This window comes from Mesorhizobium sp. M0514, assembly GCF_040321145.1.
Lineage (GTDB): Bacteria > Pseudomonadota > Alphaproteobacteria > Rhizobiales > Rhizobiaceae > Mesorhizobium.
Map to the genome: position 1 here is coordinate 129087 of NZ_JAMYQZ010000003.1, position 23713 is coordinate 152799.

At 63.1% G+C, this 23713-nt stretch carries 23 protein-coding genes; 10 read left to right on the plus strand and 13 right to left on the minus strand.

From position 1 onward, the window contains the following. Positions 1-14 precede the first annotated feature (14 nt). Entirely contained in the window at positions 15-1319 is a 1305-nt protein-coding gene (locus NKI61_RS02365) for a DUF6638 family protein (protein WP_023683664.1), read from the minus strand. A gap of 127 nt (positions 1320-1446) precedes the next feature. On the opposite strand from NKI61_RS02365, the gene NKI61_RS02370 reads away from it, so the two are divergent. Next, positions 1447-1584, plus strand: a complete 138-nt coding sequence (locus NKI61_RS02370) for a hypothetical protein (RefSeq protein WP_023701543.1) — start codon at positions 1447-1449, stop codon at positions 1582-1584. A 68-nt stretch (positions 1585-1652) separates the two neighbouring features. Here the strand turns inward: NKI61_RS02370 and NKI61_RS02375 are convergent, their stop codons facing one another. From NKI61_RS02375 to NKI61_RS02405, 7 genes are all read right to left on the minus strand, one after another. Then, positions 1653-3563: an ATP-binding protein gene (locus tag NKI61_RS02375; protein WP_352838778.1), complete on the minus strand. Its 1911-nt coding sequence runs from the start codon at positions 3561-3563 to the stop codon at positions 1653-1655. Positions 3564-3584: 21 nt separating this feature from the next. Beyond that, positions 3585-3812, minus strand: a complete 228-nt coding sequence (locus tag NKI61_RS02380) for a hypothetical protein (RefSeq protein WP_352838779.1) — start codon at positions 3810-3812, stop codon at positions 3585-3587. 59 nt (positions 3813-3871) lie between these two features. Further along, on the minus strand, positions 3872-5017 hold the full coding sequence (locus tag NKI61_RS02385) for a hypothetical protein (RefSeq protein WP_023683666.1): 1146 nt from the start codon (positions 5015-5017) through the stop codon (positions 3872-3874). A gap of 27 nt (positions 5018-5044) precedes the next feature. Further along, on the minus strand, positions 5045-6133 hold the full coding sequence (locus NKI61_RS02390; RefSeq protein WP_023669990.1) for a hypothetical protein: 1089 nt from the start codon (positions 6131-6133) through the stop codon (positions 5045-5047). A gap of 321 nt (positions 6134-6454) precedes the next feature. Continuing rightward, on the minus strand, positions 6455-6838 hold the full coding sequence (locus NKI61_RS02395) for a c-type cytochrome (RefSeq protein WP_023683667.1): 384 nt from the start codon (positions 6836-6838) through the stop codon (positions 6455-6457). 85 nt (positions 6839-6923) lie between these two features. After that, on the minus strand, positions 6924-8102 hold the full coding sequence (locus NKI61_RS02400) for a glycosyltransferase (protein WP_023683668.1): 1179 nt from the start codon (positions 8100-8102) through the stop codon (positions 6924-6926). A 14-nt stretch (positions 8103-8116) separates the two neighbouring features. Next, positions 8117-8728: a thymidine kinase gene (locus tag NKI61_RS02405; RefSeq protein ID WP_023683669.1), complete on the minus strand. Its 612-nt coding sequence runs from the start codon at positions 8726-8728 to the stop codon at positions 8117-8119. Positions 8729-8964: 236 nt separating this feature from the next. On the opposite strand from NKI61_RS02405, the gene NKI61_RS02410 reads away from it, so the two are divergent. From NKI61_RS02410 to choV, 3 genes are all read left to right on the plus strand, one after another. Beyond that, on the plus strand, positions 8965-9900 hold the full coding sequence (locus NKI61_RS02410) for a choline ABC transporter substrate-binding protein (protein ID WP_023686157.1): 936 nt from the start codon (positions 8965-8967) through the stop codon (positions 9898-9900). Between the two features lie 137 nt (positions 9901-10037). After that, a complete protein-coding gene (gene choW, locus NKI61_RS02415) occupies positions 10038-10892 on the plus strand; it encodes a choline ABC transporter permease subunit (RefSeq protein ID WP_023669995.1) in 855 nt (284 codons plus the stop codon). Continuing rightward, positions 10889-12070, plus strand: coding sequence for a choline ABC transporter ATP-binding protein (gene choV, locus NKI61_RS02420; RefSeq protein WP_023683671.1), 1182 nt, complete (start codon positions 10889-10891; stop codon positions 12068-12070). The genes choW and choV overlap by 4 nt, the downstream gene beginning before the upstream one ends. Positions 12071-12167: 97 nt before the next feature. Here choV and NKI61_RS02425 read toward each other — a convergent pair whose 3' ends face one another. Next, positions 12168-14198: a transcriptional regulator gene (locus tag NKI61_RS02425; protein ID WP_050586802.1), complete on the minus strand. Its 2031-nt coding sequence runs from the start codon at positions 14196-14198 to the stop codon at positions 12168-12170. Positions 14199-14400: 202 nt separating this feature from the next. Here NKI61_RS02425 and NKI61_RS02430 point away from each other — a divergent pair, with 202 nt between their 5' ends. Both NKI61_RS02430 and NKI61_RS02435 read left to right on the plus strand, forming a co-directional pair. Beyond that, complete coding sequence (locus NKI61_RS02430; protein ID WP_352838780.1) at positions 14401-15486, plus strand: PLP-dependent cysteine synthase family protein; 1086 nt, start codon at positions 14401-14403, stop codon at positions 15484-15486. Positions 15487-15505: 19 nt separating this feature from the next. After that, a complete protein-coding gene (locus NKI61_RS02435) occupies positions 15506-16975 on the plus strand; it encodes a pyridoxal phosphate-dependent decarboxylase family protein (RefSeq protein WP_352838781.1) in 1470 nt (489 codons plus the stop codon). A 27-nt stretch (positions 16976-17002) separates the two neighbouring features. Here the strand turns inward: NKI61_RS02435 and NKI61_RS02440 are convergent, their stop codons facing one another. The 3 genes from NKI61_RS02440 to NKI61_RS02450 form a co-directional block, all read right to left on the minus strand. After that, the gene (locus tag NKI61_RS02440) at positions 17003-17419 is read right to left on the minus strand and encodes a YciI family protein (protein WP_352838782.1); all 417 of its coding nucleotides are present in this window, start codon (positions 17417-17419) and stop codon (positions 17003-17005) included. A 93-nt stretch (positions 17420-17512) separates the two neighbouring features. Beyond that, positions 17513-18922, minus strand: a complete 1410-nt coding sequence (locus tag NKI61_RS02445) for an ATP-binding protein (protein WP_352510472.1) — start codon at positions 18920-18922, stop codon at positions 17513-17515. Beyond that, on the minus strand, positions 18919-19635 hold the full coding sequence (locus NKI61_RS02450; RefSeq protein WP_023670002.1) for a response regulator: 717 nt from the start codon (positions 19633-19635) through the stop codon (positions 18919-18921). Before NKI61_RS02450 ends, NKI61_RS02445 begins: the two co-directional genes overlap by 4 nt. A gap of 258 nt (positions 19636-19893) precedes the next feature. Between NKI61_RS02450 and NKI61_RS02455 the strand changes: the two genes are divergently transcribed. From NKI61_RS02455 to clpS, 4 genes are all read left to right on the plus strand, one after another. Beyond that, complete coding sequence (locus tag NKI61_RS02455; RefSeq protein ID WP_023705925.1) at positions 19894-20196, plus strand: hypothetical protein; 303 nt, start codon at positions 19894-19896, stop codon at positions 20194-20196. Positions 20197-20235: 39 nt separating this feature from the next. Next, positions 20236-20466 carry a hypothetical protein gene (locus NKI61_RS02460; protein WP_023670004.1) on the plus strand — a complete coding sequence of 77 codons (231 nt, stop codon included), beginning with the start codon at positions 20236-20238 and terminating at the stop codon, positions 20464-20466. A 154-nt stretch (positions 20467-20620) separates the two neighbouring features. Beyond that, positions 20621-20968: a hypothetical protein gene (locus NKI61_RS02465; RefSeq protein ID WP_023728268.1), complete on the plus strand. Its 348-nt coding sequence runs from the start codon at positions 20621-20623 to the stop codon at positions 20966-20968. A gap of 133 nt (positions 20969-21101) precedes the next feature. Next, positions 21102-21407, plus strand: a complete 306-nt coding sequence (gene clpS, locus NKI61_RS02470) for an ATP-dependent Clp protease adapter ClpS (RefSeq protein WP_023683679.1) — start codon at positions 21102-21104, stop codon at positions 21405-21407. Between the two features lie 145 nt (positions 21408-21552). On the opposite strand, the gene NKI61_RS02475 is transcribed toward clpS, so the two are convergent. Continuing rightward, a complete protein-coding gene (locus tag NKI61_RS02475) occupies positions 21553-23637 on the minus strand; it encodes a membrane protein (protein WP_023748150.1) in 2085 nt (694 codons plus the stop codon). Positions 23638-23713: the final 76 nt, after the last annotated feature.

Below are 23713 nucleotides of genomic sequence, written 5' to 3' on the forward strand. Positions count from 1 at the left end.
CTCTCGTTCACCCCTCAGTCAGTCAGGCCGTAAAGGCGCGTGCGAAACGCCACTTTGTCTTTCAAATATGTGGTTTTCAGAACGTCCACAACATGCGACCGCCAGGCGTCGCTGTAGCCGTCATAGTCCTTGTAGAAGCCCGGCTTGTTGAAGACGTAACGCGAGACAAAGTCCTGCGGCACGAAATCCGAGATCAGCTGGTTGGTCAGCCAGGCGTCGGGATGGTCGGGCTTGCCACGCACGACCAGGAAGCGCTGTTGCGGAAACACATCCTCGATCTTGAGATGGCCGAGCTGGGCGATCTCACGCTTGGCGGCGTTGAGAAAGGGGAAATTGCCGTCCTTGGTGATCAGATCGGCATGGCCATGGATCCAGGTCTGCAGCCAGACCTTGTCGACCTCGGTCAAATTGCGGTTCGGCTCTGTGTCGCGGATGAGAGAGCGCACCACCATCTCGGCGCGATGCTCGAGATAGCCCGAGCTTTCGACCCATGACGCGCGCGGCAATTCGATGCGGCCGGTGCTGGCCAGGAACTTGAACACCTTGTCGGCATCGTTGATCGAGAGATAGCTGACCTGCCAGGGCCGCGAACGGCGAAAGCCGGGGGCGGCCGGGTCGCCGATGACGGTGGTCATATCAGGATCGACGAAGACGTAGACGCCGCCGAAATGGCTGGTCCAGTAGGCGTTGTGGCGGAAGATCACCTGGTCGGGCACCAGCGCATTCTCACGGATATCGCCGCAGACCTTCGCCAGCTCCACCATACGGCTCAGCATGGTGTTGTCGCGCCAGGCATCGGGCTCCTGCTTCAGCCGGTCGACCAGCTTGCCGAGTTCGGCGGCCTTGCCCAGCACGTCCTCGGCCGAAAGCACCCGGAACTCGACCTGGCTGATCGACAGCAGATCCTCGATGTCGTTGACCAGGGGAACGGAATCCTCGATCTCGCCGTAGATGACATCCTTGATGGTCAGCGCATCGATGGCGCGCTGGTTCTTGGACATGAACTCGAACATCAGCTGCGAGGTGTTGGAAAAGGCGGTGTGCACCACCGGCAGATCGATCTGCGAAGGCGTCAGGATGATGAAGCGGCGGTTGACCTCATTGGGGTCGAGATAATCGTAATCGCCGCATTCCTCGGCCACTTCGGGCGAGAAGCCGGTGCGGTCGATCTGGAAGCTCTTCAGCTTGGTGGGCTTGAGGCCGAAGGCAACAAGCGCCTTGTTGTAGCGCTGGATGAGGTGCGACTCGTCGACGGTGAGCAAGCGGCCGTAGATCAGCTCATTGTCGCGGAGAAGGTCGGGTTTTTTGGCGTGGCTCATGCAGAACGTTCCGAGCGGCGTTGCCTGTTGTGGCGAAGCGCCAACGCTGACGCCTCCCTCTCCCCGTTCTTCACGGGGAGAGGGTAAGGGTGAGGGGCAGCGCTAGCATTCAAGGACATGTCTCCCCATGGCCTTTGGCGTCAATAAATCGAAGATCATTGGTCCGGATGTCCCGATCGAGGCGCTGTTCGATAGCTGCCAGTATGGTCGTAGCGATCTCTGGTCCACGCATGCGCCGCCCCTCACCCTTGCCCTCGCCGCGTGAAGGACGGGGAGAGGGGGGCGTCAGCGTTAGCGCCAAGCCTTTCAGCACCCGCGGGCAGCGAAGGAAGTTCACGCATTCCAGAGCCCCTTCTTCTTCATCTCCTCCATCTCGCGCCCCGCCCGTTCGCGCAGGCGTGCGTCGCGCAGCAGCTTCTCCACCGCGGCGTCGTCGGATTTGTCGGAATAGCGGAACTCCGAGTCGGCGTAGCGGTTGATCTCCTGCATGACCGTGTCCATCGAGAACGGCCCCCGCAGTTCCTCGATCATGGCCTTCTTTTCGTCGTAGCCCTTGTGCATGAAGACTTCCGGCTTCTCGAACCAGTCGTCGGGCAGCTCGATGTCCATGGCGCGCATCTTGATGGCGTCGGTGACGTTCTTGATGGCTCGGCCGGTGAAGCGCGGCTCGGCATCCTTGATCAGGTGCAGATAAGTGCCGATGTCGGCCATCGATTTCGGCGCGCCATTCTCCTTCATGTAGCGCTCATAGACCTTCATCAGCCCGTCTTCCTGAGGCTTCTCGTGCTCCTCATAGGCTTCGGTCACCGCGCGCTGGATCTCCTGCGCGGCGTAGAGCTTGTGGTCGCCGAGTGGGATCTTGTGGTTCTTGCCGGCAAGCAGGACGAAGATGTCGATATAGTCGTCGCGGCTCTGTGGGCCGTCGACCAGCCAGCGGGCCCCGGCGCGCTGGCGCAGCGCATCGTCGACATTTTCGGGATAGTTGGAAAACATGCCGAACGAGCAGTTGCCGCGCACCACCGTGCCGGCGCCGGCAAAGGCATCCATCAAGACGCCGGTGATCTCCTGCTGGCCGGCCGAGGCGCGGTCGTCGGAGCGGCGGGCCGCCACCTGGTCGATGTCGTCGACGGTGCCGAAACCGATGACGCGTGGGTTCAAGACATTGTTGATGAACTGGCGGCAATTCTGGCCGGATTTGCCCTGGTAGGACGAGATCTGGTCGACGCCGAAATTCTCATAGGCGAAGGGATAGCCGGCGACCTGGCAATAGCCGTTTACGAGGCCGGCGATCATCTGGATCAGCGTCGTCTTGCCGGTGCCCGGCGCGCCGTCGCCGATGAAGGTGAAGAGGAAGCCCCCGAGTTCGACGAACGGGTTCAACTCGCGCTCGAAATCGTAGGCCATCAGCATCTTGGCGAGCTTGACCGACTGGTATTTGGCAATGTGGTTGCCGACGACCTCTTCCGGCTTCTTGAAGGTCATCACCAGCGGCTTGGAGCGCTTGCCGGGCGCGACGTCGAAGCCATCGAGGGTGAAATCGTCGGCGTCGATGCGGATATGGGCGTTCTCGAACGGACCGATGCCGTCGAAGCGGCCTTTGCGGGCCAGCAGCCCATCAATGGCGACCCGTGCAAAAGCTCGCGCGCGCGTCGTCAGGTCGCCGTCGTCCTTGGAGCCTGCAATCGCCTTGTCCAACCCGGCGACGATCGACTTCACCGCGTCCTGCGGCGTGTCGAACAGGAAGTCCGGTTCGGGGATATCGTTGGGAGCCTCGCCGTCGCTGTCGATCAGCTGGAACAGGTAAGAGGCGAGGCTGAAGGCTGAAACGTAAGCCGAGGCTGACAGAAGCTTCTTGAAGGTCGCCGCCTCATCGCCCTCAAGAGGCGCGCGGGTGTTCTTGGCCTGGAGGCTTTCGAGGTCGGAGCCCTCGGCGAAGACGTCGGAGATGGCGAGCGCAATCGCCAGGCCGCGGCGGGCGCGGAACAACAGCGTGTGCTGCGGGATGCTCATCAGCTGGTCGTAGGGATGGATTGCGGCCACGGTCTTGGTCAGCTCGACCTCGCGTGTGCGGCGCACCGAGCCGACCGAGACTGTCGAGACAAAGCGGCGATTGGTGCCGGCAAGTGCTGTGCCGGATTCGCGCGCAGGGTCTTCCAGAACCACGACGCGGGTGATGAAGCTCTGCGCCGTGGCGCGGTGCTTTTCGATTGCGGCTTCCGGGACGGTGGTCAGGCCGGTGTCCATCGTATCAATCCTCCTCGCGACTCACTCTTGTGCCTGCCCTCGCGTGAGCAAAATTGAAAACATCCCGTCAAAGGGTTCGTGATCGGGAAAGCGTTCGGCTTGAAAGATGGCCTCTCCCGGCCAACGCAATGGTCGGGCGGTCAGTTTGTGTTTCTTGTAAGCACCGATATGCATATCGACATCCCACCAAGCGAGAACCCGGTAGGGCGATTCATTACTGCGGGAAGCAAGGTTATCCGTTTCGATCACAATCGCCTTCTGCCCCTGACCGCGCCCCGGAGATTGTCAGGCCCACCAAAAATGCCACCTCACACATCGCTGATCACCTGCCCATTTGACAGGATGTGAACCTTGTAGCCGGAAAAGATCTTTTGAGCTTCGCCGGCGGCGTAGAGTGCTTGATAGGCTTCGTGCGGGATCAGGGCGTGGTTCTCGTAGCTCGACACACCCTGGCGCGCGGCTTCGAGATCGTCGGTGTTGATAAAGAATTCCTGCGTGGTCTTCTCGCTCGAAAACAGGCCCTTGCGGCCGGGTTTCTCGCCCTTGGAGTAGACCTCCTGGATGGTCCAGGTGAGCAGCCAGGCATTTTCCGGTTTGCGCACCTTGGCCAGCACCTCGGTCACGGTCGAATTGTTGTCGGTAATGCCTGCGGAATAAAAGGGGCCGAGCACGACGCGGCGCAGCTGCTTAGGGTGCAGCGGCTCGAAATCTTTGTCGAGATTGACGGCAATCGTTGCCGGCGACAGCGTATAGGCGGAATTCTTCTCGGTGAAATCGTCGAAGCGATGGGCGAGTTCGGGGTTGAGCAGACCGTCCACCGGCAGCGGGATGTCGACCCGTTCATTGAGCTTGCCGTTGCTGTCAACGAGCTGCCGGATCATGCTTTCGGAAGAATCCTCCACCGTCACCATGTAGACCAGCGGCAGGTTGGCGCTGCCGTCGAAGCTCGCCCAGTGCACGAGGTAATAGGGGCGCCCGGTCTTTGGATTGACCGAGACCTTTGCCGTCTGCGCCAGCGAGAACGGGCCAAAAGTCTGTTCGCTCTTGACGTCCTCGAGATAGAGCCGCTCGGCCATCGACTTCTGCAGCGCTTCGGGGAATTCCTTGTGGCGCAGGATGAAGTCGGCCATTTCCTCGCGCAATTCGCCGGCCAGCGGAATGTTGGCCAGCCGCGCCTCGGCCTGGCGGCGGTCGTTTTCCAGCTCGAGCAGGTTCTGGAAGACGGGATAGCCGCTGTCGGCGCGCGAAATGCGGAACGTGTCCATGAAGCCGAGCCGGTTGCGCCAGCAGGAAAACGATTTGTCCAGCCGGGCAATGTATTCGGCGACGATCTTGGCGACGATGCCGTGCCGGTAAAGCGGCGAGCGGTCGTCGCGCATGAACACTTCAAGGCCGCTGAGTGCCGCCGTGATGGCGGAAAAATAGCGCGCCGCCGCTTCGTTTTCGGGAGTCATGCCGGTGTGCCCGCGTGCAGCCGCTCCTTACGACTGCACGTAGTTGGCCGAATTGTGCTTCTTCATCACGTCGTCGAAACGGCGGGCGAAGGCGTCGTCGGCGAGCTTCTTGCGGCGCTGGATGTCGGAGCTGGCGACCATGTTCTTCTCGTGCATTTCGAGGAGATCGCCGATGTGCTTTTGCGAGGCGGCGCCAATGCCGGCCATGGTCTCTTCGGCGGTGTTGTCGACCTGGCTGCCCAGCGTGTTGATCTTGTGGGCGACATCCTGCTGGGCGGCGGTCTTCAAGGAATCTTCCAGTGCCTTGTAGAGCACGATGCGCTGCTCCGTATCGATGGTCAGCTTGTTGATAAGCGTCGACTGGGCTGCGATCTGATTGTTGAGCGAATCGACGAAGGTCTGGAACATCGAGGTGTAGCGTTCCAGCGTCTGGCTCTCGGCCAGAAGCTCCTGCTCCTTGGCTTGCTTTTCATTGTATTCGGTCGCCAGTTTCGAGCGCTCGCCCTCAAGCTGCGTGCGCTCCTTCTGACTGGTAGAAGCGGCGATCTTGTTTTCGATGTCGAGCAGCAGCGGATTGACTTCCTCGATGCGCTTCTGCACCGCCTCGAGGTTGGTCATGGTGACCTTGCGGCGCTCGATCACCTGCGACAGGCTGTTTTCCGAGGTCTTGTAGCGCTGGTCGAGGACCTCTTTCTGCGCTTTCAGGATGCCGACGATGGTGTCGGACTTGACCAGAAGCTCCTGCAGATTGCCGGCCAGCGACATGTTGCGGACGCGGTCGGTGCGCATGCGCTGCTTGCGTTGCGCCGAGAAGACGCCGACGAAGCTTTCCCAGCCGGTGTAGTTCTTCATGCTCTCGAATTCGGTGCCGAAGACGTTGGTGGCGTCTTCCAGCCCGATGATCAGGTCGGCAATGTTGCCTTCCATCACCTTCTGCTGCTTCAGCACGTCCTCGATGCGGGCATTCTCGATGTCGAAATTGGCGTCGCCGATCTTCTTGTCGGCGGTGGCCAGCGTATCAAGCACCGTGCCCGACTGCTCGATCTTGGAGCGCATGTCCTGCACGACCTGCCTGGTCTTGGCAATTTCGGCATCGAAATTCTGCAATGTCGCCATAGGGGCCTCCCGCTTCGGCTTCCGGTCGCTGGCTGCGAACAGCGGCGAATATATGTGGGGTATCAGGGGATTGAAAGACGCAAGACAAGACCCGCCCCGAAAACAAAAAAATGCCTGGTCGTCTTGAAAGGCAATGAAGGCGGGGTCATGGCGTGATTAACCAGCCGGCCAAGTATTGTTCAATTGTCATTGAACTTTGACGGCTGCGAAGAAGTCGATCTCGGACAGTGTGGGTGTGCTGAATTCGACAGAAGGCTCAATGAGTTGCAAGCGCGAGACAGCTGGCGGAAGCCGTCGCCATCACGCTACCCATCGCGACGTTTAAGGCTTCGGATCGGCCTTCAGATAGGCGATGACGTTGGCGATGTCCTCGTCGCTGCTCAGGCCGGAGAAGCCCATCCTGTTGCCGGGTACTTTCAGCTTGGGAGCGCCAAGATAGGCTTTGAGGTTGGCTTCGTCCCAGACCAGGCCGGCCGCGCCGGCGTCCTTCATGGCCTGCGAATAGTTGAAATTCTGGGCGGTGCCGGCGGTGCGGCCGACGATACCGAGGAGATGCGGGCCGACCTTGTCGCGGTCGCTTGCCGCCTCGTGACAGGCCATGCAGCGGTAGAATACATTCTTGCCAAGTGCTGCATCGCCGTCGGCCTGCGCGGCGAGGATACCGGCCAAGTAAATGACAAGGGCTGATGAAATGGCTCGAAGCATGGCGGTTCCCGGCTGGCTCTTGCTGAGGGCAAAATAGGCAGCAGGCCTTAACAAACGCAGTATGGCGGCTGATAGCGGACCGGGCTCAATCCGTGCGCGGGATCGCCGCAGCCGCCTGCTTGACTTGCTTTTCAATCGCCGCCGACGAATGGTTATCGCGCACGAAAGCGCGGCCGATCTCCGCCATCTCGGCGGCCGCTTGCGGGCGTGTCGCGAGATCGATGATTTTCGATGCCAACTTGCCGGCATCGTCGCTGGACAGGAAATGCCTGCCCGCCTGCAGCCCAAGCCCTTCGACGGCCTTTTCGGTGGCGGCGACGACCAAGCCCGCCGCCATCGCCTCCAGCACCTTGATGCGGGTTCCGCCGCCGAAGCGCAGCGGGATCGGCGCATAGCCGGCGCGGCCAAGCAATTCCGGCAGATGCGGCGGGTTCTCGATCAACCGCAGACCATGCCTGGTGCATAGACCGCGCACGACATCGCGCGGGTTTCTGCCGGCGACGGTGATCGACCAGGGCCGGCCGGAAGCGGCGAGGCGCGGCGCCATCGCGCGGCCGATCTGCTTGACGGCGTCGATGTTGGGGAAATAGCCGAGATGCCCGATGAAGCACAGGCTGAGCTCACTGAAGCGCTCGGCAGCAATCGGCAGGGAAAGCACGCTCTCGTCTGGAATGGGGTTGGCGACGAACCTGACGTCGTTGACGGGGCCGAGAGCGGACAGAAGCGCTTCGTCGGCCCGCGAACAAACCCAGATCTGGTCGGCCAGGGCAGCCGCACACCTGTCGGCTTCGCGCGCCTCTGCCTTCCTTCGCCTGTTTTGGCGCCAGTCTCGTATTTGCTGCCACAGCGTCAGGCCGGCGATCCGGTCGGACACCGTCCGGGAATCGATGTTGTGCTGGTCAAGGACGGTGCGCGCGCGATGCTTCGGCGCCAGCGTCAGCAGCTGCGAAAGCACGATCTCCTCGATCACCACGAGATCGGGCGCGAATTCCCTCCAGATGGCGTCGGCTTCGGCCAGCTCGTCGTCCGGCATCATATGCACGGTCGGGTGCGGGCTGCGCCTGCCCCAAGGCGCCCTGCCGCGCGCTGCCTCGATGATCCGGTGACGGATGTTCGGCGGTGTGGAGGGTGCCGGGGCGCCAGTCAGGCTTACCGTCAGGACCTCGCCAATCGATGCCAAAGCGCGTGCATTGGCGGCGTTCCGGATCTCTCCGCCGGAGACCGGCGGAAACGGGCAATCGACTGTGAACTGCAGAATTTTCATGTTGTCCCGGCCGTTCAGCCTCTGGTGAAGCCAATGAAATCGTCGGGCGCGGCGCGGCCCATTTCCTCTTCCCAGTGGCGGCGGCAGAGCGAGATATAGACGTCCTTGCCGATCGCCACCTGTTCGCCTTGTCTGGCCACCTTGCCGTCAGCGCCGAGACGCACGACCATCGTCGCCTTGCGGCCGCAGCGGCAGATGGTGCGCACTTCGCGCAGATCGTCGGCGATGGCCAGAAGCGCTCGCGAACCGGAAAACAGATTGCCCTGGAAATCGGTGCGCAGGCCGTAGCACATCACCGGGATGTTCAGCCGGTCGGCGATACGGGCGAGCTGCCAGACCTGCTCTTCCTCGAGAAATTGCGCCTCGTCGACAAAGATGCAATGCACCGTCGTATGTTCGTGATGCTCGGCGACGCGAGCGTAGAGATCGTCGCCGTCGCGGAACATCTCGGCCTCCGTCTCCAGGCCGATGCGCGACGAGATCAGCCCGGTGTCGCCCTTTCTGTAGTGGCCGGCGACGAACAGCATCGTCGTCATACCGCGTTCGCGATAATTGTAGGACGCCTGCAGCAGCATTGTCGTTTTGCCGGCATTCATCGTCGCATAGTGGAAGTAGAGCTTGGCCATGCCGTCCTTTTAAGCCGAGTTGGCGCGGCGCGGGGAGAGGGCACCGCTGCATTTCATGGGAAAAGCCGTCTGCCATCGAAAAAGCGGCGGGCGTGTCGCTGTTTGGCCAGTCCGCGCCGTTGATCGTGATTGTCTTAGCGCTTGAAACCACACCAGAATGGTGTTTGGCTGACGAAACAAGGCGGGCAGAGAAACCGTAACTACGCTTCGCCAAGAATCACAATGGGAGACTGCCAATGTCGCGTATGAACACCTTCGTCGCCGGCCTCGGCCTGGCGACTTTTCTGTCCACGAGCGCTGCACTTGCCGGCGATCCGGAGAGCTGCAAGGCGGTGCGCCTTTCCGATGTCGGCTGGACCGACATCCAGGCAACCACCGGCGTCGCTTCGGTGCTGCTCACCGCGCTCGGCTACGAGCCGCAGACGATCCAGCTATCGGTACCGGTGACCATGGCGTCGCTGAAAAACAAGGATCTCGACGTCTTCCTCGGCAACTGGATGCCGTCGATGACCAACGACATCAAGGACTACACCGCCGATGGTTCGGTCGAGACGATCGGCACCAACCTGACCGGCGCCGGCTACGGCATCGTCGTACCGACCTATGTCGCGGAGGCCGGCGTCAAGTCGCTGACCGACATCGGCAAGTTTAAGGACAAGTTCAACGGCAAGATCTATGGCATCGAGGCGGGCAATGACGGCAACCGCATCATCCTCGACATGATCAAGAATCCGAAGGACAATCTCGAAGGCTTCGAGCTGGTCGAGTCCTCGGAAGCCGGCATGCTGACGCAGGCCGAGCAGTCGATCAAGAACAATGAGTGGATCGCGTTCCTCGGCTGGACGCCGCATCCGGTGATGGGCGCCATGAAGCTCACCTATCTCGACGGCATGGGCGACAGCGGCTTCGGCGCCGCCACCGTCTACACCAATGTGCGCAAGGGCTACACCACCGAATGCCCGAATGCCGGCAAGTTCATCGCCAACCTGAAGTTCAACCTGGACATGGAAGGCGAGATGATGGACGCGATCCTGAAGGGCGGCGACGCCAACACGGTCGCAGCCGACTGGCTGAAGAAGCACCCTGACGCGGTTGCGCCGTGGATTGCCGGCGTCACCACCTTCGATGGCGGCGATGCGGCAGCGGCGGTCAAGACCGCGCTCGGAAGCTGAGCCGACTGAATTCGGCAAAGCCGAACCAGGAAGGGCAGCCAATCTAAAAAAGGCTGCCCTTTTTCATATCCTGTGAGAAGATGACCTAACGACAGCGGAGGCCGGAAGCAGGCGGTCTCTCGCATGAGAGGGGCGATATGGATCCGATTTCGAAATTCATGGTCGATCACAAGATACCGATCGGCGCCTGGGGAAAGGCGTTCTTCGGTTTCCTCACCGACAATTTCGACACCGTGTTCAGGGCCTTCTCGAATGGCCTCAATTTCCTGCTCGACGGGCTGGTTGGCATCCTTTTGATGGTGCCGCCGGTGCTGCTGGCGCTGATCATCGCCATCATCGCCTGGCTGCTGCAGCGCTCGCGCCCGCTGGCCATAGGCGTCTTTCTCGGCCTGATCTTCATCATCAACCAGAACCTCTGGAAGCAGACGGTGCAGACGCTGGTGCTGGTCGTGGCCGCCGCCGCCATGGCGATGGCCATCGGCGTGCCGCTCGGCATCTGGGCCGCGCACAAGCCGAAGGTCTACCGCATCATGCTGCCGGTGCTCGACCTGATGCAGACGCTGCCGACCTTCGTCTACCTGATCCCGGTCCTGACCCTGTTCGGTCTCGGCAACGCGCCCGGCCTCATCGTCACCATCATCTTCGTCATCCCGACCGCGGTCCGGCTCACCCATCTCGGCGTCGTCTCGGTGCCGAAGTCGATCATCGAGGCCGGCGAGGCGTTTGGCGCCACCAAGCAGCAGCTGCTGTGGAAGGTCGAATTGCCCTCAGCGCTGCCGACCATCATGGCCGGGCTGACGCAATCGATCATGCTGTCGCTGTCGATGGTGGTGTTTGCAGCCCTCATCGGCGCCGGCGGCCTCGGCACTGAAATCAACCGCGCGCTCGGCTCGCGCCGCATCGATCTCGGGCTCGAGGCGGGTCTGGCGATTGTCGTACTCGCCATCGTGCTCGACCGGATGACGCGTATCGGCGTTGGAGGCAAGAAATGACCGTCGCCGTTGACTTCAAGAATGTCGATATCGTCTTCGGGTCCGACCAGGCCGGTTCGCTGGCGCTGATCGACGGCGGCGCCACGCGCGCCGAAATCCTCGAAAAGACCGGCAATGTGCTGGGTTGCGCCGGCGCCAGCCTGACCGTGCATGAGGGCGAAATCTCGGTGCTGATGGGCCTGTCCGGCTCGGGCAAGTCGACGCTGCTGCGGGCGGTCAACCGGCTCAACGTGGTGTCGCGCGGCCAGGTGCTGGTCAAGGACGGCGACAATATCGTCGATGTCGTGACCTGCGATCAGGCGACGCTGCGGCGGCTGCGCCAGAAGCAGGTGGCGATGGTGTTCCAGCAGTTCGGCCTGCTGCCTTGGCGTACGGTGGAGGAGAATGTCGGCCTCGGCCTCGAACTCGCCGGCGTGCCGGAGCAAGAGCGCAAGGAGCGCGTGCAACGCCAGCTGAAACTGGTCAATCTCGACCAGTGGTCGAAGAAATACGCGCATGAGCTGTCCGGCGGCATGCAGCAGCGCGTCGGCCTGGCCCGTGCCTTCGCCACCGAGGCGCCGATCCTGCTGATGGACGAGCCGTTCTCTGCGCTCGATCCGCTGATCCGCACCAAGCTGCAGGACGAATTGCTGCAGCTGCAGGCGGAGCTGAAGAAGACCATCATCTTCGTCAGCCATGATCTGGAAGAGGCGCTGAAGATCGGCACCCACATCACCATCATGGAGGGCGGTCGCATCGTGCAGACCGGGGCGCCGGAAGACATCGTGCTCAAGCCCGCCAATGACTATGTCCGCGACTTCATCGCCAATGTGAATCCGTTGTCGGTGCTGACCGCCTGGAACGTCATGCGCGACAGCCGCGACCTCCAGCACGGCGATAATGGCTGGGTGTGGCTCGACCGGCGCAAGACGACGCGCTTTAAGATCGACGAGCACGGGCTGGTGGCGGCGGCGGAACGCGACGGCAAACCGGCGGTATGGGTTTCATGCGCCGATGTCGAGGCGCAGCCGGAGGAGACGGCGCAAGTGTTCTGGGCCAACCCCGGCACGTCGCTGAAGACGGTGATGCTGGCCATGCACCGCTCGCAGACGGCACCCGTGGCGCTGTTCGACGACCAGTCGCGCTTTGTCGGCGCGATCGGGATACGCGATGTGCTGAGCGCGGTGTTGCGGCGCTAGATCATGATGAGATTTGGTTGAAATCTCATCATGATCTAGCCCTTTGTTGGAGCATGATCTTTTCCAAAAACCGGTACCCACTTTTTGGGATCATGCTCTAAGCCAGACCGATGCGCGTGGCGCCGAGCTTGAACAGGGCTGTGGCATCCCGGTCGAAGCGGAAGGTGTCGATGAAGTCGTCGGCTCGGTAATCCGGAAGCGTCTTGCGGATGGCGGCGGCGAAAGTTTTCGCCTCGTCCAGTCGCCCCGCCAACGCCAGGCAGTGAGCGGCGATCGACAGGATGATGACATGGGCGTTGGGGCGGGCGGCCGCCTTCAGTGCCCAATCGGCTGCCTCGTCGAACTGGCCGAGGCGGACATGCGCCATGGCGCGTGCGCCCAGCATGCCGAACAGCATCGGGTCGAACGGCGACAGATGGCGCGAATGATCCGACGACCCGATCGCCGCTTGCGGGTCGCCCGACTGCGAATGCACGAACGACAGCGCATAGTGGCCAAGCGCGAAGTTCGGGCTGAGGTCGACGGCTCTTTGCAGTTCGAGCACGGACGCGTCACCCTCGCCGCGCAGCCACAGCGCCCGGCCCATCGCCCAGTGCGCGGCGGGATTATGATCGTCGACCAAAAGGCTCTGGCCGGCCGCCTCAAAGGCAAGCACGCTGTCCTGGTCGCGGTCGCCCCAGCGCTGGAAGGCGCTCTGCCAATGGGTGAAGGAGAGGCCGGCATAGGCGCGGGTGAAGGTCGGATCCTGCCTGACAGCAATGTCGAAGAAATGCCGTGCGAGGTCGTTCTCGCTGCGGGTGAAGCGATACATGTGCCAGAGGCCGCGATGGTAGGCCTCCCAGGCGTTAAGTGAATTGGGCGCTTTCAGCATGGCGCGGTTGCGCTCGACGGTCTCGATCTCGGATGAGACCGAGGCCACGATGCTGTTGCCGATATCGTCAAGCACGGCGAAAAGATCGTCGGGCTTGCGCTCGAAGGTCTCGGCCCAGACGATCCTGGCTGTGCGGACCTCGACGAGCTCGACGGTGATGATCAGGCGGCCCGTCGCGCTGCGCACCGTGCCGGTGGCGACATAGTCGACATTCAGCCTTCGACCGGCATCTTCCGGCGCGATGTTCCTTTCCGCCAGCGCAAAGACCGAGCCCCGGGCGATGACAAAGAAGTCCCTGAGCTTGGCGAGGCGGGTAATGATGTCGTGGGTCAAGCCATCGGCCAGCCCGCCACGAACGCCGCTACCGGCGTCTTCGGCAAATGGCATCACGGCCAGCGAAGCCTTGTGCGGCGTCGCGGCTTCTGAACCGGCAAGCATGACTGACGCCTGGTTCGGCCCGGGCGGAGCTGCCGGTTGTGCCGGCAAAATCGCGCAGGGCCGTTCGCTGCGGATGGACAGCCACGCCTCGCGCACCGGGCCGAAATCCAGCTCTTCCGACTGGAACAACTGCGCCGCAGCGGCAAGATGGTCTTCGCAGGCACCGAACTGGCCGCGCCTCGCCAGCCTCACCAGGAGTGCGACATGGGCGCTGCTGTCGAACGGGGTCAATTCCAGCCATTTTTCGAGATGGGCGGAGACGTCTTCGGAATCGGCCGGCAGCGTCTTGACCAAATGTTCCAGTATAGCAGCTTGGCAGGAACCGAAACGGCGGCGCTGCGCGGTCAGCCAGCTGTTGAAGAGAGGGCTGCGGTCGATCTCCAGCCCTTCGAGGAAGTCGCCGACGAACAGGTCGGAGAGCAACTGCAGTCGCGTCGGCTCGAGCGTTTCGATGCCTGCGGCAGCCGCCGCCGCGACATCCAGAACGTCGACTGAGATGCCGTCGAGGTCGAGCGCGATCGTATCGCCCGATGTTTCGATCCTGCGGCGGCCCGGTTCGTCGAGCGCGGCCCGCAGCTTGCTCAGGCACCAGCGAAGCTCACCCCTGGGATCATTTGGAACATCCCACAGCAACTCGCAGAGCTTGCCACGTCCGACCGGATGGGGCGCCAGCGCCAGATAGGCCAGCAGCGCGCGCAGCTTGCGCGATGCCGGCAAGACCACCGGGACGCCGTCGCGCGCAATCGTCGGCGGCCCAAACAGGCGCACGACAACACCTTGATGGCTGCTCGCCAGGCTCGATTCCACGCCAGATACCACGCCTGCTCCCACGCTGACCTGCCGACCCCTGCTTTACCACCGAGCACGACAAAGTGCACCCGGCTCGCAAAATTTGTGCGCCGAATGTGGTGTTTACCACACTGCCGCACGTCAAGGACCTGTAGTGCGGCAAGGTGTCGAAATCTCGCCGCCCAAACCGCCGGTGTGTAACCGGCCCGTGAGCAAGAACCAGGAGTCTACCATGTTGCATCAGCAGAAAATCAGAACCACGGCCGGCCGCGGCCGCCTGTTCGACAGCATTCTCGACACCATCGGCGACACGCCGGTCATCCGCGTCAATAATCTCGGACCGGCGCACGCCACCATCTACGTCAAGGCCGAGTTCTTCAATCCGGCGGCGTCGGTGAAGGACCGGCTGGCGCTCAACATCATCGAGGAAGGTGAACGCACCGGCGCGCTCAAGCCTGGACAGACCATTGTCGAGGCGACCAGCGGCAACACCGGCATCGGTCTTGCCATGGTCTGTGCGCAGAAGGGCTACAAGCTGGTGGTGACGATGGCCGACAGTTTCTCGGTCGAGCGCCGCAAGCTGATGCGGATGCTGGGCGCCAAGGTGGTGCTGACGCCGCGCGCCGAGAAAGGCTTCGGCATGTACAAGAAGGCGGTGGAATTGGCCGAAGCCAATGGCTGGTTCCTGGCCCGCCAGTTCGAGACCAAGGCCAACGCCGACATCCATGAAGCAACCACGGGACGCGAGATCGTCAACGATTTCGCCGGCTCGCGGCTCGACTATTTCGTCACCGGTTACGGCACCGGCGGCACCGTCGCCGGCGTGGCGCGGGTGCTGCGCCGCGAGCGGCCTGAGACCCGGATCGTGCTCACCGAACCGGCCAACGCGCAGCTTGTCGGCAGCGGCAAGCGGCAGATGCGTGGCGCCGGCGGAGCGCCGGCCGCCAGCCATCCGGCTTTCGAACCGCACCCGATCCAGGGCTGGACGCCGGATTTCATCCCGCACGTCCTGCAGGAGGCCATCGATGGCAACTTCTATGACGAGGTGATGCCGATCGCCGGGCCGGAGGGCATGAAATGGGCCAAGGCGCTGGCGCAGCAGGAAGGCATCTTCACCGGCATTTCCGGCGGTTCGGCTTTTGCCGTGGCGCGCCAGATCGCCGGCACAGCGCCGGCCGGATCGGTGATCCTGTGCATGCTTCCCGATACCGGTGAACGCTACATGACCACGCCTTTGTTCGACGGCATCGAGGCCGAGATGAATGCGGAAGAGCTTGCTCTCTCGCGCTCGACGCCCGGTTGCCGGTTCCCGGCATGATGGCGGGGGGGCAATCTCCATGGACGCGATGCCTGTCACCTCGGCTGCCGAGGAAACGCTTGACCCCTCGGACTGGGCCGATGTGCAAAGCCTGTCGCATCGGATCGTTGACGATGCCGTCGCTTACCTGCGCGATGTCAGGCAACGGCCGGTGTGGCAGGAGATGCCTGGAGATGTGAGGGATTTCTTCACCGCCTCGCTGCCGCAATCGCCGACCCCGCTTGCCGACATCTATGGCGATGTCGTGGACAAGGTGATGCCCTATCCGATGGGCAACATCCATCCGCGCTTCTGGTCCTGGTATATGGGGTCGAGCAATTTTACCGGCGCGATCGGCGATTTCCTGGCGGCAATCCAGGGCTCCAATCTCGGCGGCGGCAACCATGCCGCCGCCCTGATGGACGGCCAGGTGGTCGACTGGTGCAAGCAGATGATGGGCATGCCGGCTTCGGCCAGCGGCACGCTGGTCAGCGGCGGTTCGATGGCCAACATCATCGGGCTCACCGTGGCGCGCAACACCAAGGCCGGCATCGACGTGCGCGAGCACGGCGTTGGAGCAATCGAAAAGCCTTTGCGTTTCTATGGCTCGGACCAGGTCCATTCCTGTCACCGCAAGGGGATGGAAGCGCTCGGTCTCGGCAACAAGGCGCTGCGCCGCATTGCCAGCGACGCCGGCCTGCGCATCGACATTGAAGGTTTGAGGACCGCGATATCGGAAGATCGCGCGGCCGGGTTCAAGCCGGCCTGCATCATCGGCAACGCCGGCACTGTCAACACCGGCGCCATCGACGATCTGCAGGCGCTGGCCAAGCTGGCGCATGAGGAGGACCTCTGGTTCCATGTCGACGGCTGCATCGGCGCGCTGATCGCGATCGCGCCTGAGAATGCACATCGCGTCGCCGGCATCGAATGGGCCGATTCCATCGCGCTCGATCCGCACAAATGGCTGCATGCGCCTTTCGAGGCAGGCTGCGCGCTGGTGCGGGATGCCTTGGCGCATCGCAAGACCTTCGCGGTGACGCCGGAATATCTGGAGTCGACACCGCGCGGCCTCGCCTCCGGCCAATGGCTGCACGATTACGGCCTGCAGACGTCACGCGGCTTCAAGGCACTCAAAGTGTGGATGGCGTTGCGAGAACACGGCGTCGAAAAATTCGGCCGCCTGATCGACCAGAACATTGCGCAGGGGCAGTATCTCTCAGGGCTGATCGCGGCCGAACCAGCGCTCGAACTGACGGCGCCGACCAGCATCAACATCGTCTGCTTCCGCTATCGAGCGGATGGTCTCGATAGCGAGCGCGCGAAGGCGCTCAACACCGAGATCATGCTGAGGCTGCAGGAAGAGGGCATCGCCGCCATTTCCGATACCACCGTGCACGGCCGGCATTGCCTCAGGGTGGCGATCAACAACCACCGGACCCGGCGCGAGGACCTTGACCTTCTGGTCGCCGAAACGGTTCGCCTGGGTTACGAGATCGCGGCTACCTGACCGGTTATGCGGCCGGGCAGGCGGCTCTCAGCCGCTGGCGGCCTCCTTGAAATCGCCCCTGCTTGATCCTTTCGCAACCGGGAAGGTCGCCCCGGGAAGATAAAGCATGATCGGGCGGATTTCGTAGACGGCGGTTGGGTTCACGCGACGCAAGTCGCGCGCAGCTGCAATCGCCGCCTCCTGCGTGGCGCAGTCGAGGACATAAAGACCCAGCAATTGTTCCTTGGTCTCGGCAAACGGCCCGTCGATGACGATGCCTTCGCCCGGACCGCGCAGCGTGACGGCCTCGGCGGTCGCGCCCAGTCTTGCCGCCGGCCCAAGCTTGCCTTCGCGGGTCAGCCTGGCGTTGACCTCGAGCAGGTCGTGCATCAGCGCCGCATCCTGCTGCGGCGTCAGGGACTGGATGGTCTGTTCGACGTGATAGGCCAGGATGGCGTAAAACATGCGGCGATCTCCTCCTGCTCGAGCGGCCGCACTATTGCAAGGTTGGGTTGGCTGATCCAGCCCGGAAGCCCATCGAGACGCTAGTCTGCTGCCTTATGCCGCCAGCGGCAGGCTGAGCTCCGTCAGCAGGCCGCCGCGGGGATGGTTGGACAGGTTGACATCGCCGCCGGCGGCACGCGCAATGTTGCGGGCAATGGTCAGGCCGAGGCCGAGGCCGCCGGTCTGGCGGTTGCGCGATTGCTCCAGCCGCACGAAGGAACCGAACACCTGGTCGAGCTGCGCCTGCGGTATGCCCGGCCCCTCGTCGCGGATGACCAGCGTCACCGTGCCGTCCGACTGCCGCAGGCTGACATGGGCTTTCTTGCCGTAGGTCACGGCATTCTGGACCAGATTGTTGACGCAGCGCTTCAGCGCCACCGGTCGCGCGATGCAGATCATGCCACGCGGCCTGGCGCCGTCATGGTCGAACGTGACGTCCTCGAAACTGTCGGCGATCGATTCAACCAGCGACCAGAAATCGATCCGCTCGCTCTTCTCCTCGGTGACTTCGAAGGTGGCGAAGTCGATGACGGAGCTGGCGATGCTCTCGATGTCGGCGAGGTCGTGGGCCAGCGCCTCGCGCGCCGTCGATCTGCGCAACAGTTCGAGGCGCAGCCGCATGCGGGTCAGCGGCGTGCGCAGATCGTGGGCGAGCGCGGCGGCCAGATGTTCGCGGTCCTCGACATAGTCGCGCAGCCGGACCTGCATGGCGTTCACGGCTTTGGCCGCGGCGCGGATTTCGCGGCTGCCGGTCTCGGCGATCGGCGGGCTCTTCAGGTCCGTGCCGATCCGGTTGACCGCCGTTTCCATCATCCGATAGGGCGCCGTCAGCCGGCGCAGCGACCAGATCGACATGATCACCACCAGGGCCGCGATCAGCGAATAGAGCGGCAGGCTGTCGAAGCTCAATATCGGTCCGACCGGCGTGTTGGGCTCGGTGAAATTCAGCCATTGGCCGTCGGCGAAGCGGACAGAGGCCGTCAGCTTGTCGCTCTGGGCGAAGCTGGCCGCCAGCGATAACAGGTCGCGCTCCACCGCGCCGACATCCTTGGTCACGGCCACACCGCCAGGCGCGTTGGCTGCCTGGGTTGCCGGATCGCGCCGGACGCGGGCGTCGGTGATGCCGAATTTCGACAGCCGCCCGACCAGGATGTCCTCGAGTTCGGCCAGTTCGTCGTCGCCGGCGATCGACGAGGTGACCGCGGGCGTGTCCGAAACGGTGAGCGCATAGGTGGCGTTGAACAGACCGGAGGCCGTCAGCTTGCGCTGCTCCGGCGTGTCGTCATGCATCAGCTGCACCAGCGAATAGGCGCGGTCGTTAAGCCGGTAGAGATCGACCTCGTCATTGGCGACGGCGCGATCGCGCGAGACGATATAGAGCGTAGCGACCTGGCTGATCAGCAGGCCGGCAATGACGATGAGCAAAACCCAGACCGGCAGGGTTTGCGGCAGGAAACGTCTCATTCGGAGGTGGTCTCGGGCAGAAACTGGTAGCCTCCGCTGCGCACGGTCAGGATCAGTTTCGGCGTCTTGGGGTCGTCTTCCATCTTGCGCCTGAGGCGGCTGACCAGGATGTCGATGCTGCGATCGAAGGAATAGTCGCTATCGCCGCCGGAAAGCTCGATGAGCTGGTCACGGGTGAGCACTCGCTGCGCGCTTTTAACGAAGGTCTGCAACAGGTTGAACTCCGCCATCGTCAGCTCGACCCTGACGTCGCCCGGCGCCATCAGCCGGCGGCGCGAGCAGTCCATCGTCCAGCCGGCGAAATGATAGATCTGCTTGGTGGTGGCGCGCTTCGGCTCAGCAGCACCATTGCGCCTCAAAACGGCGCGGATGCGGGCCAGCAGCTCGCGCGGATCGAAGGGTTTGGGCACATAATCGTCGGCGCCCATTTCCAGGCCGACGACGCGGTCGGTGGTCTCGGTCACCGCCGTCAGCATGATGATCGGCGTCGAGTAGCTGGCGCGCAGGTCGCGGCAGAGCTCCAGCCCGCTCTTTCCCGGCAGCATCACATCAAGCACGATCAGGTCTACCTGCGTGCGGCGCAGTATGTCTTCCATCTCGACGCCGTCGGCGGCAACCGTGGTGCGCAGGCCCCGCTTCTGGAAGAATTCCTGAAGCAGGTCGCGAATGCCCTTGTCGTCGTCGACGATCAGTATGTGCGCATCGGATTTCACGGCGATCCTGTCATTGCTGGCGGCCGGTCGGCGGCTGCCTTCTGAGTCTGCTTCTGTGGCGTCACCCACACGATAGAATTCTGGCCACATGTTGGCCAGCGGCGATGATCGCCCGCAAAGCCGATTTGCCAGAAACAGTCCAGAAACAAAATTCTATAGTCCGGAAAAACTCCCGAAAAGAATCAAGGGCATAAAGGGTGCCGTGGCGGTCAGGACATCGGCTGCGACGCGAAGTCTCCGGAGTAACGGACATTACCGATGCACAGGTTCACGATCAGCTTGATGGGTGCGCTGCTCAGCATTCCGCTCGTCACAGCCGCGATCGGAGCCACAACCGCAAAGGTGACGCCGATCACAAGGAGCGAGCGCTGCATCGATCTCAATCGCCAGGTAGACGAAGCCCTCGAAACCCATGCCGCGGCAACGCAGGTCACCGCGGCGAAAGCACTGCAAAGAAAGGGAAACCGGTTCTGCGCCAACAAGAAACAGGCACAGGGTATCCGGATGCTCGCGAACGCTTTGAAGCTGCTTGGAGTGACACCGATCGACCCGGTTCAGTGACACTCGAAACTCGACCCGCACAAAGAAGGAAATGAAGCCATGAAAAAGTCCATCCTCTCCGCCACCGGTCTCGCCGTCGCTCTCGCTTTCGCAATGCCGGCTCTGGGCAATGCCGCTGCCACCACGACCGCTGCTCCGGCTGCTTCCACGACCACCGCTCCGGCGACCACGACCGCCAAGCCCCCGGTGAAGAAGGTCGTCGCCAAGAAGCCCGTCAAGAAGCACAAGAAGGCGAAGAAGGTCGTCAAGACGGACGCCCCGAAGGCCTGATCCAGACAGCCAACAGGCTTGTCTGTAACAAGGCCGCTCCAGCACCCCCCGGCTGGAGCGGCCTTGTCGTGTGAGAGCATGATTACCCGTTGATGGGTGCCGGCCACCCAGATCTTTAACCCGTTTGCAATGCCGGTCCGGTAGGACAGCCCGCATGAAGAAGCGGCTTTCATCCATTCTGCGCTCGATGGCCATCGGCGGCCTTGTCGCCTCGGCAATGGTCAGGGTGCTGGTCCAGTTTACCGCCAGCCCGGTGCCCGATCCGGTGAGCGGGCGCACGGAGCCGTCGCTGTTTGCACCGGCAATCTCCAGCAGCTGGCAATACATCACACCATGGCAAAGCCTGCTGCTTACCGTGATCACCGGCGCGGCGCTGGCCTGCTTCTTCGGCTGGCTCGCGGTCGCCTGGGTCGAATACAAGGCGGCCGGATCAAGGCCGGATGCGGCATCCAGCGCACGGCAATTCCAGGCTCGTCGCGTCGCCAATCGCCAGGGCCGTTGAACCGCAGCATACACTTCCTAAATTTGTGAACGGCAGCACTTCCGGGAAGCCGGTTTGGCGCGCCGATCAAAATGGACGACGGCTTTCCCCCATGACAAAGTGAGAGCGACCCCTCGCGCGATACCGGTTCCCGATGCCTGAAATCAGTTCCAAACCCCGCACCAAGACCAAGCCGCAGACCGAGCGGCCGAAGCTCTACAAGGTCATCCTCATCAATGACGATTTTACGCCGCGCGAATTCGTGGTGACGGTGCTGAAGGGCGAGTTCAAGCTCAGCGAAGACCAGGCGAACCGGGTGATGATCACCGCGCACCGGCTCGGCGTTTGCGTCGTTGCCGTCTTCACCAGGGATGTGGCCGAGACCAAGGCGACACGGGCCATCGACGCGGCCAAGGCCAAGGGGTACCCGCTGCTGTTTACGACGGAGCCGGAGGAGTAGGTTGAGACAATGAGGGGCAGCGCCGAGGTCGATGACAGTTCGCTTGCGCGGGCCGAGGAGATTGCCAACAGCCTCAGGCTCGCGCTGCCCCTCATCCGCCCTTCGGGCACCTTCTCCCCGTGAACCGGGAGAAGGATAAGCGGTGCTACCGTCCCTCTCTGTACCACATCGCGCCCATGGCCAGCAGCAGCAGGCAAAGGCCGAGGAAGCCGCCGAACAAGGGTACGCGCGAGACGGCTTTGAGCACGCTGTCGTCGGTGCTGCGCAGGCCGATCCAGTCTGCGCCCGAGGCCGCACCGGAGGCGCGGACCGGGACGATGGAGGGCAGGGCGACACTGCCGGTGATCTGGCCAAGGGTGGAGGAGGCCGCCAGCCGGCGCACGCTGCCGCCGGTGGCCTCAGTCGGAGCCTTCAAGCGGTCCTCGGTAGAGACGACGTCGGAGAATTCCGGCGCGTTGACCGGGCCGACATGGGCGAGTGCGGTCAGGTCACCATTGCCGATCTGGTAGAGGCCGATCTCCTTGGTCTCGATGCTGCCCAGGAAAACGCCGGGTTCGGACTTCTCCAGCTTGACGATCAGCGCCTTGCCCGAAGGGGTGATCACCTGCGCCGGGCCGGGATCGTCGCTCATCGTCTGGCGGCGGATTTCCAGCATCATGCCGCGGCCGTCGGCGGTCAGCCGCTCTTCCTCGAGTTCAGGTTCCTTCATCAGCCAGTGGGCGATGCGGCGGTAAAGCTGGACATGCGGCCCGCCACCCTCGAAGCCGCGCGCCCATAGCCAGCCCTGATCGGACAGAAGCATGCCGACGCGGCCTTCGCCCTTATGATCGAGCAGAAGCAGCGGGCGGTTGTCGGCGCCCTTCATCACCACTTCGCCTTCGGGGTTCTGCACGCCGATGGTGCGGAACCAGCGGCTCCAGCGCGGCGGCTCGGTCGCCGAGCCGTCGAGGCCGCGCGTCACCGGATGGCGCTGGCCGAGATCGGTGAGGCGCGGATAGAAGGCCTTGTCGATGACTTCGCCGGTCGGCATTGCCGGCAGCGACGACATTAGCGGGGTGCGGGCGATCGAGGCGTCGCCGGCATATTCCGGCCCGGCGGCAATCAGCAGCGCGCCGCCCTTTTCGACATATTCGGAGATGTAGTCGTAATAGAGGATCGGCAGCACGTCGCGGTGCTGGTAGCGGTCGAAGATGATGAGATCGAAATCCTTGATCTTCTCGACGAACAACTCGCGGGTCGGGAAGGCGATCAGCGACAGTTCGTTGATCGGCGTGCCGTCCTGCTTTTCCGGCGGCCGCAAAATGGTGAAATGGACGAGATCGACCGAGGCGTCGGATTTCAGCAGATTGCGCCACGTGCGCTCGCCGGCATGCGGTTCGCCGGAAACCAAAAGCACGCGCAAGTTCTCGCGGATGCCGTCGATCAGCGCGATGGCGCGGTTGTTGGCGTCGGTCAGTTCGCCCGGCTCGCGGTCAATGGAGAGTTCGACGATGTTGCGGCCGGCGCCGGGGATGGTCACCTGCAGCGGCATCGCCTGGCCGATGGTCGCCTCTTCGACCGCGACCTGCTCGCCATTGACCGAGACGCGGACATCGACCGGGCCGGTTTCGCCGTCGGTGGCGATGACGCGGTAGGTCATGTCGAGCGGCTTGCCGACGAGGCCGAAGCGCGGCGCGTTCTCGAAGCGGATGCGGCGGTCCTTCTCGTGCTCGTTGCCGGTGATCAGCGCGTGCAGCGGCGCATTGAAGTCGGGGGCGGCCGGTGCGTCATGCACCTCGCCATCGGTGATCATGATGGCGCCACCGATGCGCGAGGGCGGCACGTCGCGGAAGGCGCCTTCAAGCGCTGCAAAAAGCTTGGTCTCGGTGCGCTCGTCGGCGGCTTCCGACTTGCCGGCCTCGACGACGCGGACGTCGAACTGCTTGAAGCGGCCAAGGCGCTGCTGCAAACCGGCAAGCGCTTCGTCGGTCTGTTTGGTCCGGTCGCCGATATCCTGGCTCTGGCTGCGGTCGACGATGACGGCAACGACGCTCTTCAGCGCCTCGCGCTCCTCATCGAGGAAGACCGGATTGAGGAGTGCTGCGCCCAGCGCAATCAGCGCCGCGAAGCGGAAGATCGCGCCGCGCTGGCGAAACCACAAGCCGACAGCCGCCAGCACCAGCAGCGGTGCGAGCACCAAAGCCAGCAAGGGCCAGGACAGCAGCGGTTCGAAGGAAATCGACCAGTTCATGGGTTACCCTCCCCCTTGTGGGGAGGGTCGATCCGCGTAGCGGAGCGGGGTGGGGGTAGGCGACAGAGCGCTGGCG

Bases quoted from the DNA above. Each gene is read 5' to 3' on its own strand.
- NKI61_RS02365 (WP_023683664.1), bottom strand. From the start codon at position 1,319: ATGAGCCACGCCAAAAAACCCGACCTTCTCCGCGACAATGAGCTGATC.
- NKI61_RS02370 (WP_023701543.1), top strand. From the start codon at position 1,447: ATGGCCTTTGGCGTCAATAAATCGAAGATCATTGGTCCGGATGTCCCG.
- NKI61_RS02375 (WP_352838778.1), bottom strand. From the start codon at position 3,563: ATGGACACCGGCCTGACCACCGTCCCGGAAGCCGCAATCGAAAAGCAC.
- NKI61_RS02385 (WP_023683666.1), bottom strand. From the start codon at position 5,017: ATGACTCCCGAAAACGAAGCGGCGGCGCGCTATTTTTCCGCCATCACG.
- NKI61_RS02390 (WP_023669990.1), bottom strand. From the start codon at position 6,133: ATGGCGACATTGCAGAATTTCGATGCCGAAATTGCCAAGACCAGGCAG.
- NKI61_RS02395 (WP_023683667.1), bottom strand. From the start codon at position 6,838: ATGCTTCGAGCCATTTCATCAGCCCTTGTCATTTACTTGGCCGGTATC.
- NKI61_RS02400 (WP_023683668.1), bottom strand. From the start codon at position 8,102: ATGAAAATTCTGCAGTTCACAGTCGATTGCCCGTTTCCGCCGGTCTCC.
- NKI61_RS02405 (WP_023683669.1), bottom strand. From the start codon at position 8,728: ATGGCCAAGCTCTACTTCCACTATGCGACGATGAATGCCGGCAAAACG.
- NKI61_RS02410 (WP_023686157.1), top strand. From the start codon at position 8,965: ATGTCGCGTATGAACACCTTCGTCGCCGGCCTCGGCCTGGCGACTTTT.
- choW (WP_023669995.1), top strand. From the start codon at position 10,038: ATGGATCCGATTTCGAAATTCATGGTCGATCACAAGATACCGATCGGC.
- choV (WP_023683671.1), top strand. From the start codon at position 10,889: ATGACCGTCGCCGTTGACTTCAAGAATGTCGATATCGTCTTCGGGTCC.
- NKI61_RS02430 (WP_352838780.1), top strand. From the start codon at position 14,401: ATGTTGCATCAGCAGAAAATCAGAACCACGGCCGGCCGCGGCCGCCTG.
- NKI61_RS02435 (WP_352838781.1), top strand. From the start codon at position 15,506: ATGGACGCGATGCCTGTCACCTCGGCTGCCGAGGAAACGCTTGACCCC.
- NKI61_RS02440 (WP_352838782.1), bottom strand. From the start codon at position 17,419: ATGTTTTACGCCATCCTGGCCTATCACGTCGAACAGACCATCCAGTCC.
- NKI61_RS02445 (WP_352510472.1), bottom strand. From the start codon at position 18,922: ATGAGACGTTTCCTGCCGCAAACCCTGCCGGTCTGGGTTTTGCTCATC.
- NKI61_RS02455 (WP_023705925.1), top strand. From the start codon at position 19,894: ATGCACAGGTTCACGATCAGCTTGATGGGTGCGCTGCTCAGCATTCCG.
- NKI61_RS02460 (WP_023670004.1), top strand. From the start codon at position 20,236: ATGAAAAAGTCCATCCTCTCCGCCACCGGTCTCGCCGTCGCTCTCGCT.
- NKI61_RS02465 (WP_023728268.1), top strand. From the start codon at position 20,621: ATGAAGAAGCGGCTTTCATCCATTCTGCGCTCGATGGCCATCGGCGGC.
- clpS (WP_023683679.1), top strand. From the start codon at position 21,102: ATGCCTGAAATCAGTTCCAAACCCCGCACCAAGACCAAGCCGCAGACC.
- NKI61_RS02475 (WP_023748150.1), bottom strand. From the start codon at position 23,637: ATGAACTGGTCGATTTCCTTCGAACCGCTGCTGTCCTGGCCCTTGCTG.